This is a genomic window from Chroococcidiopsis sp. CCNUC1 (genome assembly GCF_023546805.1).
Lineage (GTDB): Bacteria > Cyanobacteriota > Cyanobacteriia > Cyanobacteriales > Chroococcidiopsidaceae > Chroococcidiopsis > Chroococcidiopsis thermalis.
In genome coordinates this window covers 3,301,712-3,317,342 of record NZ_CP097480.1, presented here as the reverse complement: position 1 = coordinate 3,317,342, position 15,631 = coordinate 3,301,712, and the positions used below count along the sequence as shown (strand labels likewise).

The window sequence follows — 15,631 nt, the reverse complement described above, 5'->3', positions numbered from 1 at the left end:
TTGACTTTTGCCTTTTGACTTTTGATTTACGGATCTTATTCACGAACCAAATACCTCCGCCGGATCTGTCGCTTGAACTTTACGCACGGCGATCGCGCCCGAAATTAAACACATAATAAATGTAGCAATCAGAATATTAATTGCTCGTTCCCAAGTCATTTGCATTAACAAACCTGTAGAACTAGCTGTCAAACTATATAGTCCCAAACTGATAAAAAATCCTGGAACAAAACCAAAAAACACGAGAATCACCGATTCCTGCAACACGATTCCTAGCAGGTGAAAATTAGAATAACCGATCGCTTTGAGCGTGGCATATTCTGCCCAATGTTCTGCTACATCTGTATACAAAATTTGATAAACCAAAATAATCCCGACAAAAAAACCCATCGTTGTTAGCAAAGAAAACACAAAGCCAATTGCCGTGTTTTCTTGCCAGTAGCTTAATTCTTTTTGCACGAACTCGGCTTTCGTCCACACGGCGACATCTTGCGGTAGTTGCTGGCGCAGTGCAGATGCGATCGCATCCACATCAGCATTTTCCGCCACTTTCAATAGTCCGATATCGACAGTATTGAGCGTGCGGCTGTCTTCCTCTGGAGCCAAATTAGCAAAATAGCGCAAAAAATTTTGGTCGCTAATAACAACATTGCCATTTCCAGAAGCAAAGTCCGTTCCCAAACTAAAAGTACCCACCAACCGAATTTGCTGTTCTGACAACTCGGTGACTGTACCAGGAGCGATCGATCCTACTTCCGATCGCGATTGGTCGTCAATGAGTGCCGTCCAAGGTAGCTTCAACGCCTCCCGATTTTGTAAAATTCCCGGCAGAGGCAATACAGGGTCATCAGGATTGAAAGCAATGACTCGCAATGGTCTGATGGTTTTCGTTTGAGGATTTTTCCAATCGCCTGTAGTCGTGTAAAAAGGATAGGCAGCGACTACACCCTCAAAAGTCTGTGCTTGGTAAAGTCGTCGGCGGGCAAATTGCTCTGGTACGAACATATTGTACTTGAGCCGATTGACGATCAGAATTTCTCCATTGAGCCGTTTTAGCAGTTGTACTTGACTGTCGTACAAAGCATTTTCAAACCCTTGAAAGATAAACATCAACAACACGGCAAAAGACACCCCTGCAACTGCGGTCAGCAAGCGGCGCTTTTCATGAGTCAAATTGAACCAAGCCAAAGGAGTGTGACGGGGGGGAAGCATAACTAACTAGGGGCTAGGGAGTTCGGAATTCGGAATTCGGAATTCGGAATTCGGAATTCGGAATTAAATAATCCCACACTACGCTCTTACCAACTACCAACTACCACTGATAACTGATTAAAAGACTTCAGCAGGATCGGCGTTGATGACTTTTTGCAAGGAGACCAAGCCGGAGAGGGTACACATGAGGATCGTTAGTAGCAGCACGAGAATAGCGCGTTCGAGTTCCATTGCAATTGGTAGACCTCCACTAGTGGCTCTGAGGGTGAGATCGTATAGACCGAGGGAGATAGCGAAGCCTGGAATGTAACCTAGAAGGGCAAGAATAATTGCTTCTTGAATGACGATCGCGCATAAAACTCGGCTGCGATAACCCATTGCTTTGAGGGTGGCATATTGCCGTAAGTGGCTGGAAACGTCGGTGTAGAGGATTTGATAGACGATGACGACACCGACAATACAGGAGACAATCACCCCCATACCAAAAATAAAGCCAGTGGAAGTTGCCCCAATCCAGTAGGCGCGATCGCGCTGGATGATTTCTGCTTTCGTAATCACTTCGACATCTTTGGGCAAAATTTGCCGTAATTCCTGGACAACTTTATCGAGATCTGCGTCCGATCGCAGTTTCACCAGTCCTAAACTGACGCGGTTGAGCCCAAAGGGGTCGAAATAGCGGCGAAAGTTTTGATCGGTCATAATTAACGTTCCATCGGCAGCAAATCCGCCGCCGAAGGTGTATTGACCACCAATCGTCACCTTTCTGCCGATTCCTCTCGATCGCGCTTCTGTCATCGTGCCAATTGTTTGCGTCCCGTATTCGGGGCGGGAAAGGCGATCGTACAGAACGGTATCTGGACGTAGAAGCGCGGCTCGATTTGCCGGAGAATCCAATTCTGGAATTAAAAATACTGGATCGTTGGGGTTGATTCCAAAGGCAAAGATCGCCCGACTCAGGCGAGTTTCGGGGTTGCGCCACTGGAGATAACCTAAATAGAGTGGCATAGCTCTTTCTACACCGTTAACTCCTCGTGCTTGATAGATCCGCTCGATCGCAAAAGGTTTGGTACTGCTAATTTCTAAAGCTAATGGCGATCGCAAATAGATATCGGCGTTAATTTGCTCGTACATTTGGCTGGCAGATTTTGCCAGAGAACCCAAAAAACCCAAGTTCATAAATACGAGAATGACCGCAAAAGCAACTCCGGCGATCGCGACAACTAACCGCGTCTTTTCGTGTACCAAATTCAACCAGGCGATCGGAGTCTTCATGTTCAGTGACCAGTGACCAGTGACCAGTGACCAGTTTTTTTTGATTTTTGCATTTGCGTGAAAGACACCAACTGCTGTTATTTCACGTCTATTTTCACGTCTACCTGTAAATTGGTTAGAGCTGCTACTGTTTGGCGATCGTCCAAAAGCACTCTCACTTCTACTACCCGTGCATCGGCATTAGCCGCCGGATCGTCATCGAGAACGTTATTTTTAAAGATCTGCCAGCCAATTTCCGATACTTTTCCGGTTATTGGTTTGGCGAAAGCACCGTTACGACTGGTAATAGTTGCCTTCTGCCCGACTTTTACCAACCCCACATCAGATTCATAGACCTCAGCCACGGCATACATCCGGCGCGTATCTCCCATTTCCACGATGCCGTCATCGGCGATCGCCTCCCCAGGATAGGCAAAAACCCGTAGAATTCTTCCAGTTCTGGGAGCGCGAATAATTGTCCGCTGCAACCGCGCTTCGGCTAATTCCAGATTTTGTGCTGCCGATCGCGCTGCAACTTGCACTTGCGTTAATGGTAGATTTGCTTGCTCTGACTTCAGTTGAGCTTCTGCATTGCCCAAATTCGCTTTCACGGCATTTTCCAGCCGAATCAAGGAGGCTTTGGCGTTGTTGAGTTGTTCCTGCAAGCTGCGTGTCTGACTGACTTGCCGATCTAATTCTTGCTTGGCGATCGCGCCTTCTTGATAAAGGTTTTGGTTGCGTTGTAAGTCAGTTTGTGCTAAAGCTAACTCTGCTTCTATCTGCCTAACAGTTGCTCTTTGCGCCTCTACCTCAAAAGTTCCGGGGCGATTGACCTGTTGAATTCGCGTTTGAGCTTCTTGGATTTGGGCTTGAGCGTATGCAGTTGATGCTTTTAGTCTCTCCTGCGCTTCAGCTAATTGACTAGCAGCATAATTTCTTTCCGCCAGCCTCTCATCGTAACTTTCTAAATAAGCAATAACCGCCCCTACCTTGACAAAGTCGCCGCGTGAGACTAGTAATTTGCCAATTCGTTCGCCATTAGGACCACTGACGCGAATTGCTTCCCCTTCCGGTTCTAGTCGTCCGAGCGCAACAACTGTTACCTTTTGAGGTAGAGGTGCAGGAGTCTGAGATGCTGTTGGTTTAGCTCGGTCAGAATTTCTTAACTGAGTAACTCCGATACCAATTAAACCAAGCGCGATCGCCCCCGCAGTCACACCTATAATCCAACCCCGTCTGGGCTTTAACTCCTTGAAAATCATAATCTCGACATCCGCCGATGTAATTTGTTTTAGCGTTCCCTCTCTTTACCTCAGCAGTGACAACAACCTCTCTTATCGAGCTAATCGCCATGCTACTACCGAAATATTTTGCAGTCCATTATTTCTGACTCGTAGTTTATAATTTGTCATTTGTATGAGTTGTTGGTAATGGGTAATAGGTAATCGGTAATAGGTCATTTATCGTTTGCGGTTTTCTCCGTTTGTTCCCTTGTCTCCCTTGTCTCCCTTGTCTCCCTTGTCCCCCCCTCTCCCTTGTCTCCCTTGTCCCCTCTTTCTTCTCCTTACCCCTTATCCCTATTTAATGTTCCAAACCACTCGTCGCCGATTAGCACTTTGGTATACAGCCGTTACTGCTATCCTACTGCTCCTATTTGCCAGTGGGATGTATTGGTACGTCCGCAATACCCTGATCGAACGGATTGACGATACCTTAAATCATGTCGTAGAAGTTGTTGGGCGATCGCTGGTCATCGAACCAATTTCCCCAGAAAGCGGACAACGGTTGAATATTGAAGCTTCTTTTCGAGATAATGCCGATACAGTTGATGACGATCGCATCGATTTAGAATGGTTTAGCCCCACTGGAGAACTACTCTGGTCAACTTTTACCGCACCTTTAGATATTCCCCTCCACCCTAATCGCACGGGTGAAACCGTTCAAATTAGTCACCATCAAGACACAGAAAACACTCCCTCACTCCTCACTCCTCACTCCTCACTCCTCCTCAGACAAGTCACCGAAAGAATCCAAATTGGAAGACAAGTTTTAGGATATTTGCGCGTCAGTCATCCTTGGTTTGAAGTCACTAAACCAAGTCAGCAACTCGCTTTCGATTTAATTTTGGGTATTGGATTGATGCTCGTTTCCGTAGCGCTTTGCGGTTGGTTCCTTTCGGGCAAAGCAATGGAACCCGTCAAAGATTCTTATCAACGTTTGAAACAATTTACTGCTGATGCTTCCCATGAATTGAGAAGCCCGATCGCTTTAATTCAAACTAACGTTCAAGTGGCTTTAGCAGAATTAGATTCAGCCGGAGGACAAGGCGCAGGCTCGTTAAAATACGGACAACAATTAAAAGTAGTAGAACGATTAACTAAACGCCTCGGTCGTCTCGTGGATGACTTATTATTTCTAGCACGTCAAGATAGCGGGATCGTTCAGCCACAATTTTCTACCTGTCCCTTAGACGCACTATTAATAGAAGTAGTAGAAGAACAGCAATTCGCCGCAGCAGAAAAGAAGATCAAAATTTTCCTAGATTTAACCGCACCAACGGAGACAGAAACCGAAGACGATTGGTTTACCCTCCAGGGAGACTGGAATCAACTAGCACGATTATTTACAAACTTGATTGGTAATGCTATACATTACACTCCAGAAGGTGGTGAAATTCGGGTCGAGCTACAACATATCTCTACTAACAAAGAACTTTTTTCTCCGCCCCTTCTGTACGGGCGCACTGCTGCGCGCCCCTACCATTCGCTCCTCTCTTCTCGCCTTCAAGTCAAAGTTAAAGACACGGGTATTGGTATTCCCGAAACTGCTTTACCTCACTTATTCGATCGCTTTTATCGCGTCGATCCTGCTCGGACTCACGCGACAGGATCGCAAGCAGTACAAGCATCAACAGGTTCGGGACTGGGTTTAGCAATTGCGGCTGCGATTGTTGCCAACCACCAAGGACAAATTACTGCCGAAAGTACTCTCGGACAAGGTACGATTTTTACCGTCACTCTACCCGCGAGTGGTGATGCGTAAATTAAGCGTGAGAAAAATTTTATCTCCCGACTTCACAGCTTATTCACTTTCTCGTCCTATTTTTGAGACAAGAACAGATGGGAGGACAGATTCATGAGCGACTTAGAGCAGAACGTCTTCAACGTACTCCAACGCCATCCTTTCTGTAGTGCTGTACTAGTTGCTTATAAGCTTGAGTTACCTATAGCTAAAGTTCAAGCTACCATGAACCAACTCATAGATCGTGGCATTCTCATTCCACAGTGCAGCAACTATAGCAATCCTATTTGATTCATGAACGTGGAGCAGGCTTCTAGCCTGCCGCAGGCTAGAAGCCTACTTTACAAATCATTTAGAACTACTATATAACTCGTTTCGATAATCTTGTCTCGATCGCATAGCAGCGATCGCTTCCGTATTTTTGCGATCGGTGAAAGTACGTGCAGATCGTTTCCTAACTGTGAAAGTCGTAAAAATTTGGCATGACATCGATCGCTTTTATAATTTTTTGATCGAATTTAAGTCATGCTTTTTTAAGCTCCTGTGCCTTTGGCTTAGATTTAGGAGTTATTCGGCTCGCCTCATTATTTTTTAATTACTTTCGCTCCACTTGCTTGCTAGATAAAACTACGATTCATGCAAGAAACCGGTAAGAAATTCAATATGCATATCCGAAATTTTACTTAATGTTTATAATTGAGCGACAAAATATAAAAATTCCGTAAATCCTCAATAAATGTGTAGTATAAAAGAAGACTAGCTAATATAGGTTGGTTTGCTACATAGTCGTTTTAACAAGTGATTTTCGGCAAAGGTCAGAGTGAACTGCGATCGCGCAGTATATTTTTATAGCCGTGTATTCGGTTAAATAGAAACTAAACTCTGACTTTTCAGAGCCGAAACATAGGTAAGCTAATAGCACAAAGTAAGTCAAACCATTAAGTAATTAACTATTAGTTAAATTTCCATAGAATAAGTATCTATATGCCTCCCTATACGCCCTCATAGGATAAAGTTTATTCAAACTTAAAACTACGAGTGCATTATGAGTAAACAATAAGTGGAAACCCAGAATGGAGACTAAAAACCATCTTCAGAAATTTTTAACTGAGAGCAATAGTCCTCAAAGTCAGGCTTTACCTTTGGCATCTAAAGCACAGCTAGAAGAAGGTGATGAAGGTGGTTTAAACATAGGAAAGCTAATTGCCGCAGTTCAAAGAAGAATGCTTGTAGTTGCGAGTGTAGCAACCACAGTTGCAGCCGCGGCAGTAGTTTATGGTTTACTAAGTAAACCAGTCTATGAAGGCAAGTTTGATTTACTACTCGAACCGATAACTGCTGAGAATAAGCTATCGATATCTCCTCTCAACGAAATCAAAACCGAACAAAGAACTATTAATGAAACTGAAATTAAGGTATTACAGAGTCCAAAAATCATGACTCCTGTTGCCCAGCAAGTATTAACGCAGTATCCAAATACCGATCTGACCAAGCTCAAGTTTGAACGACTGCCAAATACTAATATTATTTCAGTGACTTACCGAGATCCAAATCCAGAAAAGATTAAGTACGTAATGGATCTTCTTTCTAAAGCTTATCTAGTTTATAGCTTAGAAGAGCGTCGGTCTGACGTACGAATGGGACTTCAATTTATCGAGGAACAGTTACCAAAATTACGGCAGCAAGTTGAATCTTTACAAGAAAGACTCCAAACATTTCGGCAAAAATATGACTTAATCGATACTGAAGGGCAAGGTAGACAGCTGACCGACCGACTGAATCAAATTACGCAACAACGGCGAGAAACGCAGACCCAATTAGCCAGAACTCGCGCCCTCTACAATGCATTACAGCAGCAGTTACAAATGCGATCGCCAGAAGCAGCAGTCGTCACAGCCTTGAGTGAAGCACCCCGCTATCAAGCATTGTTAAACCAATTGCAACAGATCCAAACCAGGATTGCCGTTACAGCAGCGCAATATCGGGAAGATAGTCCTACAGTTCAGGCACTGCGATCGCAGGAACAAAATTTACTCCCCTTGGTAGAACAGGAAAGAAGAGCCATCTTAGGCAAGAATATACAAGTATCAAGACAGCTGCCAGCCTTTGCCTCTACCAATACTATTCGCCAGCAACAAACACAGCAACTTTTAGAGGCGGCTAACCAGATTCAAACCTTAGAGGCAGAAAATAAAGCGCTGACTCAAGCCGATATTGTATTAAGACAGCAGGTCAAGCAATTTCCCGCCTTGGCACGCCAGAATGACGATCTCGTAGGGCAATTGAAAATTGCTTCCGAAAACTTAAATCAGTTTTTAACTAAGCGCGAAGCATTACGCATCGATTTGGCACAGAAACAAGTGCCTTGGCAACTGATCACTCCTCCTACTGACCCTGAAACGTCTTCGTTGAGCCTGAAACGTAATTTAATGTTGGGGGCAGTCATGGGTTTATTGACGGGTATTGCAGTGGCATTGCTGATCGAAAAATTCAGCAATGTGATTCATACGCCTGAAGATGTGAAAGATTTAACCCGATTGCCACTACTCGGAGAAATTCCGCTGAAGAAAGACGCGAGTTCGGTTAAGGCTGGTGTTACCGAACTCGTAAAATCTATCAATCCGATCGCAAAATCGAGCCAACAAAAGCCACAAACTCAACAGCAAACTATGGCTCAGTTTTGGGAATCTTTGCGCTCTTTGTACACGAATATTCGCTTTCTGGGTTTCGATAAGCCGATCCGCTCTTTGGCTGTCATTTCTGCTGCTGCGGAAGAAGGGAAATCTACCGTGGCACTCCATTTAGCTCAAACAGCCGCCATGATGGGGCAGAGAGTGCTACTAGTAGATGCAGATTTACGAAATCCTAACATTCACAAACGCTTGGGTTTAAGTAACACCGTTGGCTTAAGTAATGTAATCGTGAATGACATCAATTTTCAAGATGTGTTGCATCGAGTCAATTGCGAACCAGTTGCAATCAAGAATAGCGATCGCGCCGAACTTTCTGTCAGCAAGACTTCGTTAGAAGTCGAGAGTTTGTACGTTTTGACAGCCGGACAAATTCCACCCAATCCTGCCCATTTGCTCTCATCTCACAAGATGCAAAACCTAGCAAAACAGTTTGAATCTGCTTTCGATCTGATCGTATACGATACGTCGCCACTATTAGGACTAGCAGATAGCAATCTCCTCTCTGCCCATATAGATGCGAGTATTTTAGTCGTAGGTATGGGTAAAGCTCATCGTTCGGCGCTGGCAAAGGCATTAGAAAGCTTAAAAATTGTCGGTAGCCCTGTCATTGGTGCAGTTGCTAACGGAGTGACGACAAGCTATAAGAGCGCTTACTATTAGTGTGAGAAGGCAGAAGTCGTAGGGGCGGGTTTTTTGTCCATGTCTGTAATAGAGCAAATAATGTTGCAATTAAACCCGTTTGTTCAGTTGTAGGGGCGGGTTTGTTAGCGATAGCCCGTACTAGAATACATAATTTGGCAATTAAACCCGCCCGTACAGAAGTCAGGAGGGTGTTAAGCCAGCCAATAGCACCGAGCTGGTTGTTGAGACAAAAATGTATTGGTTCTGATTTGATTACAATAAATTTGTAGGGGCGCATGGTTGTGCGCCCCTGTATGTGTTGTCTGTTGCGTGTTACGGCGATAAATGTCTGATTCGATCGCGTCGTCTACTATTGCTGCCATTGCCACTGCGGTAGTACCGCAACAAGGTAGTGTAGGCATTGTCAGGGTCTCGGGAAATGAAGCGCTCGCGATCGCTCATCATCTATTTTACGCCCCTGGAAAACAAGCCTGGGAAAGCCACCGCATTCTCTATGGCTACATTCGCCATCCCCAAACACAGCAACTCGTGGATGAGGCGTTATTGCTAATCATGCAGGCTCCACGTTCCTATACCCGAGAGGATGTCGTCGAGTTTCACTGTCATGGTGGAATTATGGCAGTACAGCAGGTATTGCAGTTGTGTTTGGCAGAAGGAGCCAAACTAGCGCAGCCAGGAGAATTTACACTTAGAGCATTTTTAAACGGACGCTTAGACTTAACCCAAGCCGAAAGTATAGCCGATTTGGTCGGGGCGCGATCGCCGCAAGCAGCGCAGACAGCTTTAGCAGGTATACAGGGAAAATTAGCTCACCCAATTCGTCAATTACGAACGAAATGTTTGGATGTCTTAGCAGAAATTGAGGCAAGAATTGACTTTGAGGAGGATCTACCACCATTAGATGAAACACTAGTTCGAGCAGAACTAGCCCAAATTGAGGTAGAAGTCAGCAAAATTCTGGCTACAGCCCATCAAGGCGAATTATTACGCACGGGATTAAAAGTGGCGATTGTCGGTCGTCCGAATGTGGGAAAATCGAGTTTGTTGAATGCTTGGAGTCGTAGCGATCGCGCTATTGTCACCGATTTACCCGGTACGACTCGCGATGTGGTCGAGTCTCAACTCGTCGTGGGAGGAATTCCGATTCAGGTATTAGATACAGCAGGAATTCGCGCCACGGAAGATCGAGTCGAGAAAATGGGAGTCGAGCGATCGCTTTCTAGCGCTCAAGCCGCCGATTTAGTTTTATTGACAATTGATGCGGCGGCGGGATGGACTCAGGCGGATGAGGAAATTTACCTTCAGGTAAAACACCGTCCGTTAATTTTAGTTATTAACAAAATCGATCTGGCGGCGGTTGAAACAGTGAATTATCCAGCCGAAATTAGTCAGGTAGTGACAACGGCTGCTGCTTGCGATCGCGGGATAGATGCTTTAGAGCAAGCAATTTTGGCAAAGGTGCGATCGGGAAAGGTAGATTCTGCCAATCTAGATTTAGCAATTAACCAGCGCCAAGCCGCCGCGCTAATCAGAGCGCAAACTTGCTTAGAACAAGTACGAGAGGCGATCGAACAGCAGTTACCTCTCGATTTTTGGACGATTGACTTACGCGGCGCAATTCAAGCACTAGGAGAAATTACTGGGGAAGAAGTCACGGAGTCAGTGTTAGATCGAATTTTCAGCCAGTTTTGTATTGGAAAATGAATGTAAGAATTCTTCATTTTTGACTTTTAACTTTTAACTTTTATCTTTTTCATCTCGGTCTTCCCAGCGTCGTAATGTAAAGTACGGCTTCGTCACTCGGAATCCCAAGAACTTCGTTAACGCGATCGTCAAAAAAGCCACCGATACCACTTACACCTAAGTTGAGACGAATAGCGGCTAAATTCAGTTTTTGTCCTAAATGTCCTGCATCCATGTGTAGGTAGCGATAAACGCGATCGCCATAGCGTGCTACAGCTTTTTTCAGATCTGCGGTGTGAAAGAGGACGGCGGCTGCATCCCGACCGAGTTCTTGTCCTAAGCAGAGGAAGTGCAATTCGCGTCGAAAGTTTTTAAATCGAATTTGCCGCAATTCTTGGGCTTTTGGTGCGTAGTAGTAGCAACCTTCTTCTAAGCCCGTGACTCCAGATACGGCAATAAATGTTTCAATTAAGCTTAAGTCGAAATAGTCTGGATCGCCATCAAATCCTCGATCGACGTAATGCTGAGGTTGATAGGTGAAATCTAACAAGACCCTTAACTCATCTATTGTGAGTTCAGCACCAGTATAAGCACGAGTGGAGCGACGTTCGAGTATTGTCGTCTCCAACCCGACTAAATTTATTCCCCAATCTATCGGGTTAGTTCTAGTTGAAACTTTCAAACAAAAAGGAAAGTTATATTTATCTTCTAAATGAGCAACTTCCTGTTGCTCCTGGCTTTTGACGACTGGTGCTTCGTCTATTTGCGTTGCTCGATGGCAGTAAGCCAGTAATTCGCCGTCGGGAACTTCGGGATACTCAACTTGGGTAGCAGATGGTAAGGCTGTGCAACTGAGAGGTAATTTGAGAGGTAATTGTTGTACTGCCAAATCTATTAATGGAACGACTGCGATCGCTCCTTCTTGTTCTGGGTCGAGATATAATATTTGGCTGACAGATGCATCAATAAATCCACCAACTAAGTAGGGACGGAAGTTAGTCAAAGCACCAGCCAGTTCAATATTACCTAGCAGGTGTCCTGTATCTAAAAATATGCGACGATAGGCGCGGTCTTGGTAGCGCCAAGCCGAGCGGTAGAATATAGCTGTGGCGATCAGTGCAATTTCGCTACTTTCTAGAGCTGGATGTTGAAAACAGGCTGCTTGCAGGTCGCTCCAAACATCACTTTCCCAAAACTGAGTGAGAGAATGAGCCAGCGGGTTATAGCTGTAAAGTCCGGCTGGAATGAGTGGCGTACCGCGAGAAATTAGATAAACTTCGGCTGGATATAACCCCCCAGCAGAGGGAGCAGAGCGGAGATAGAGCGGCTGCCCCATCATCGTTGGAACTTTGGCGGTGATCCCGTAACTATATAGTAAAAGATGAGACAATCGCTGCCACCAAGCAATTCCTGGAATGACTGCTGAAGCCTCTGCATCTGCTTGTAAGTATGGTTTGAGATCGAAAACCGTACCGATCTTATACTCTTTAAATGGCGACGGTTGCTTCGACCAATCTAACCCCTGACCTTTAGCAGCAATCGTCTCAGGGTCGTATTTCGTGCGTTCGTGGTAGTATTGGGCGATCGATCCGTACTGTTCTGGCATAGCCATCTGGCAGAAGTTTTCCTTTCTTCAATCTTTGCACTCCAAGGGGCGATCGCATTCATTCCTGCATTTTAGTTTAGTTACTGCTCAAAATCGTGGCGATCGCTTTCATCTAACATAGCTATGATGCAGCTATACTAGGCGATCGCTGGCTATTATTCGCAAAAATAAGTATAAATTATAACTTTAGGCTATGACTTTAATTTTAACTAACGACGATGGAATTGACGCGCCAGGAATTCGGGCATTGCAAAAAGCCGTGGCTGGGTACAAAGTCATCGTCGCTGCACCCAGAGATCATTTATCTGGCTGCGGACATCAAGTCACCACAACTCAAGCAATCCACGTTCATCGTCGCAGCGAAAACGAGTATGCGATCGCCGGAACTCCAGCCGATTGTACCCGCATAGCTACAACATATATCTGTCAAGATGTCAAATTCGTGCTTTCCGGGATCAATGCTGGAGGTAACATGGGGGCTGATGTCTACATTTCAGGAACTGTTGCAGCCGTCAGAGAAGCAGCATTTCAAGGAATTCCTGGGGTGGCAGTTTCCCACTACCGCAAAGGCAAACGCAATGTAGATTGGGATACTGCGGCAAGGTGGACGGCGAAAGTCTTAGCCGATCTACTCGATCGTCCGCCAGAACCAGGCACGTTTTGGAACGTAAATTTGCCGCACTTACTACCAGGAGATCCCGATCCAGAAGTGGTGTTTTGCGAACCTTCAACTCAACCGCTCCCAGTCAATTATCGGATTGAAGGAGATCGCTTTTACTATGCCGGGGAATATGCCCAACGCGATCGCGCTCCAGGTACGGATGTCGATGTCTGTTTTTCTGGCAAAATCGCCGTAACCCTATTGAGGCTTTAAGAGTTTTACCCACTTAAGACAGAACCCATTACAATTCGACCGATTAGACTGGAAGAAGTTTCAGACACGTACATGAGCGATCCCCATTCATTTCAGGAAAACCCATCTAGCGATCTTACGACTTCACAGCAATCGGAGCGATCGCCTGGGAAATCTGCCCCACCACTGGCAATGGTGGAAACAGCTTTTCTTGCGAGTACAGCCAGCTTGATCTATTTCATTAATTTTTATTTTCCCCTCGGTCCCCTGCTGCGGATTTTCTTTGCGATCCCTGTAGCAATCGTCTATTTACGATGGAGTGCGAGGGCGGGATGGATGGCGGCTGGAGTTTCTGGGTTGCTGCTAGCAGTGTTGATGGGTCCAATTCCCAGTTTGCTGTATGTTATGCCCTATGGGGTGATGGGAGTATTATTAGGCGCTGCTTGGCGGCGGCGATCGCCCTGGATCGTCTCAGTTGCTTTAGGAACTCTTTTAGGCGCGATCGGTTTCTTCTTTCGCTTTTGGTTAATGTCGATTTGGTCTGGTCGCGATCTCTGGGTTTATCTAATTGTAGAAGTCACGGAGTTGGCAGAGTGGATTTTTGACAAGCTAGGACTGTTGCTCCAACCGAGTATGCTGGTGATTCAAGTCTTAGCGCTAGCACTGGTTTTAGTCAGCAATTTAGTTTATTTATTTGTCGTTCACCTCGTTGCTTGGTTACTCCTCGATCGCCTTGGTAACCCAATTCCCCGTCCGCCCCGTTGGGTACAGGTTTTAATGGACTATGAGTAAGGAGTTAAATGATCCGAATTTACACCCAATTAAAACAGGGGCAAGTGTGGATAGAACGGTATCGGGGTGGTTCTCCCGCGTTTGCTTGTGTTTTGGGATTTACGGCAACAGGCTTAATTCCCGGGATCTCGGCAGCTGGTCTGACTCCTGAAGATCGACAATATACGGCGATCGCGGATGCTGAATTTTTAGCACGGGGTCCCCAGCCTCAGCCGCAGAACGCCTTACCTCCCTTGCCTGCGGGGGCTTCTCCTGTGGCGATCTCGCGTGCTGTTGTGGAGAAATTGAATATTCCTCTCTATTTATTTAATGCTGGGTTACCCAAACCGCCAACCGTACCGACAATCGATTTGGGCGGGACTCTTGCCAAGTGTTTGAGTCAAGGGGAGGCGTTGCCACTAGCAACGGTAAAACATTTACTGGAACAAGGTTTAGTTTGGGGAGAACGTCTTGGTAGAAGTTCCCACGACTACCTAATTATTGGCGAGTGTGTCGTGGGTGGAACCACAACGGCACTCGCTATCTTAACTGGTTTGGGTGTTGATGCTGCTGGTAAGGTAAACAGCAGTCATCCGATTTGCAACCATAACCAAAAATGGGAGTTAGTCCAAGCAGGGTTGCAGCGTGCTGGACTGTGGGAACAGATACCTGTAGCAGATCCTGGCGTACTCGTAGCAGCGGTGGGAGACCCGATGCAAATTGTTGTCGCTGGAATGGCGATCGCTGCTAGTCGCACAAAAGGAGTTATCTTAGCTGGTGGTACGCAAATGCTAGCTGTTTATGCCTTAATGCAATCTGTTGTCAAGGCATATCATCTCAAGTGGCATTCTGAAGCTGTTGTTGTAGGAACTACTCGCTGGGTAGCGGAAGATCCGACAGGGAAAACAGTTGAACTCGCTGCCAGTATAGATACTGTAACGCTTTTGTCAACTGAGCTGAGTTTTGTAACTTCCAGATATACTCAACTTCGCGCTTACGAGCAAGGTTACGTAAAAGAAGGTATGGGCGCAGGTGGTTGCGCGATCGCCTCCTCTCTCACAGCTGGCTGGAGTCAGACTCAACTCCTACAAGCGATCGAAGCATTGATGGCAAGAATGAATTACTAAGTCGTAAGTCACTGCTCGCTCAATTAGTGAATTCTCCGTGCTAGCAATTGTTCTTCTAAGGCAGCTATCCGATTGTAGGCTGCGGTTAATTGTGCGGTGAGCCGCTGAATTTGAATTTCGGGCGCTAACTCCTTTTCGCCACTGTGGAGATGGGTATCTAACTCGTTGCTATCTAATAGCACGTCTTTGTGTTCCATAGCTAATTTGGAAGCGCTATAGCTGTTATTTCCATAGCGTCCATTAGCTTCTCCCATCACATCTGTTGGCGCTGATGCTGGAGTTAAACGACACTCTGTAAGAGCGGAAGAGACTTGACTGTTGAGTCGATCGACTACCTGATAAAGGGTATCGACTTTATTACTCAAGATCAGGACTTGTTTTTGAAGTGGTTCCATTGAATACCCTCTATGCCTGCCTTTACTGATTCTTATATGCTATGCAACAATTGGGCAAAGTTTACTCTACTTATCAATCATTTAACTTTTGACAAAATTGCTTTTAAAGCGATAACTTTCTCAGAATATTTACACAAAAATAAATACTAATTTGTAGTGTTATTCTCGCTAATATGTATTTAGTTTAAGCATAAAAGAGGATTTAAGGAGGGCGATCGCTGTCATGCTACATTTTTCTCAATTTCAGCCTCAAATTGTCAATATTCCAGAAAGCTAAAAGTTCGAGGTTTTCTCTGGGTAGAAAGATTAGTGCAGCATGGTAAAAGTAACTGTACAGCTAGCGATGGGTATTTTTTCCTTCTACCTCTACTTCCTGC

The 15,631-nt window shown here is 45.4% G+C and carries 12 protein-coding genes; 7 read left to right on the top strand and 5 right to left on the bottom strand.

The window, feature by feature from the left end; translation table 11 throughout:
* Window positions 1-39 precede the first annotated feature (39 nt).
* The 3 genes from devC (M5J74_RS15540) to M5J74_RS15530 form a co-directional block, all read right to left on the bottom strand.
* Window positions 40-1,212, bottom strand: a complete 1,173-nt coding sequence (devC, locus tag M5J74_RS15540; protein ID WP_250012278.1) for an ABC transporter permease DevC — start codon at window positions 1,210-1,212, stop codon at window positions 40-42.
* A 117-nt stretch (window positions 1,213-1,329) separates the two neighbouring features.
* Entirely contained in the window at window positions 1,330-2,484 is a 1,155-nt protein-coding gene (devC, locus tag M5J74_RS15535; RefSeq protein ID WP_106216394.1) for an ABC transporter permease DevC, read from the bottom strand.
* Between the two features lie 77 nt (window positions 2,485-2,561).
* Window positions 2,562-3,725, bottom strand: a complete 1,164-nt coding sequence (locus M5J74_RS15530) for an efflux RND transporter periplasmic adaptor subunit (protein ID WP_106169195.1) — start codon at window positions 3,723-3,725, stop codon at window positions 2,562-2,564.
* A 322-nt stretch (window positions 3,726-4,047) separates the two neighbouring features.
* On the opposite strand from M5J74_RS15530, the gene M5J74_RS15525 reads away from it, so the two are divergent.
* From M5J74_RS15525 to mnmE, 4 genes are all read left to right on the top strand, one after another.
* Window positions 4,048-5,505, top strand: coding sequence for a cell wall metabolism sensor histidine kinase WalK (locus M5J74_RS15525; protein ID WP_106169197.1), 1,458 nt, complete (start codon window positions 4,048-4,050; stop codon window positions 5,503-5,505).
* A gap of 93 nt (window positions 5,506-5,598) precedes the next feature.
* Window positions 5,599-5,775, top strand: a complete 177-nt coding sequence (locus tag M5J74_RS15520) for a hypothetical protein (RefSeq protein ID WP_015154984.1) — start codon at window positions 5,599-5,601, stop codon at window positions 5,773-5,775.
* Between the two features lie 782 nt (window positions 5,776-6,557).
* A complete protein-coding gene (locus M5J74_RS15515) occupies window positions 6,558-8,837 on the top strand; it encodes an AAA family ATPase (RefSeq protein WP_015154983.1) in 2,280 nt (759 codons plus the stop codon).
* Between the two features lie 306 nt (window positions 8,838-9,143).
* Window positions 9,144-10,523 (top strand): tRNA uridine-5-carboxymethylaminomethyl(34) synthesis GTPase MnmE, encoded by a 1,380-nt coding sequence (gene mnmE, locus M5J74_RS15510; protein ID WP_250012277.1) that lies wholly within the window; start codon window positions 9,144-9,146, stop codon window positions 10,521-10,523.
* A 49-nt stretch (window positions 10,524-10,572) separates the two neighbouring features.
* On the opposite strand, the gene M5J74_RS15505 is transcribed toward mnmE, so the two are convergent.
* The gene (locus tag M5J74_RS15505; protein ID WP_127024353.1) at window positions 10,573-12,108 is read right to left on the bottom strand and encodes a SagB/ThcOx family dehydrogenase; all 1,536 of its coding nucleotides are present in this window, start codon (window positions 12,106-12,108) and stop codon (window positions 10,573-10,575) included.
* Between the two features lie 193 nt (window positions 12,109-12,301).
* Between M5J74_RS15505 and surE the strand changes: the two genes are divergently transcribed.
* The 3 genes from surE (at window position 12,302) to cobT (ending at window position 14,859) form a co-directional block, all read left to right on the top strand.
* Complete coding sequence (surE, locus tag M5J74_RS15500) at window positions 12,302-12,982, top strand: 5'/3'-nucleotidase SurE (protein ID WP_015154979.1); 681 nt, start codon at window positions 12,302-12,304, stop codon at window positions 12,980-12,982.
* A gap of 72 nt (window positions 12,983-13,054) precedes the next feature.
* A complete protein-coding gene (locus M5J74_RS15495; RefSeq protein WP_015154978.1) occupies window positions 13,055-13,753 on the top strand; it encodes a DUF2232 domain-containing protein in 699 nt (232 codons plus the stop codon).
* A gap of 8 nt (window positions 13,754-13,761) precedes the next feature.
* Complete coding sequence (gene cobT, locus M5J74_RS15490; protein WP_106216391.1) at window positions 13,762-14,859, top strand: nicotinate mononucleotide-dependent phosphoribosyltransferase CobT; 1,098 nt, start codon at window positions 13,762-13,764, stop codon at window positions 14,857-14,859.
* 23 nt (window positions 14,860-14,882) lie between these two features.
* Here the strand turns inward: cobT and M5J74_RS15485 are convergent, their stop codons facing one another.
* Window positions 14,883-15,254 carry a hypothetical protein gene (locus M5J74_RS15485; RefSeq protein WP_106167918.1) on the bottom strand — a complete coding sequence of 124 codons (372 nt, stop codon included), beginning with the start codon at window positions 15,252-15,254 and terminating at the stop codon, window positions 14,883-14,885.
* Between the last annotated feature and the right edge of the window lie 377 nt (window positions 15,255-15,631).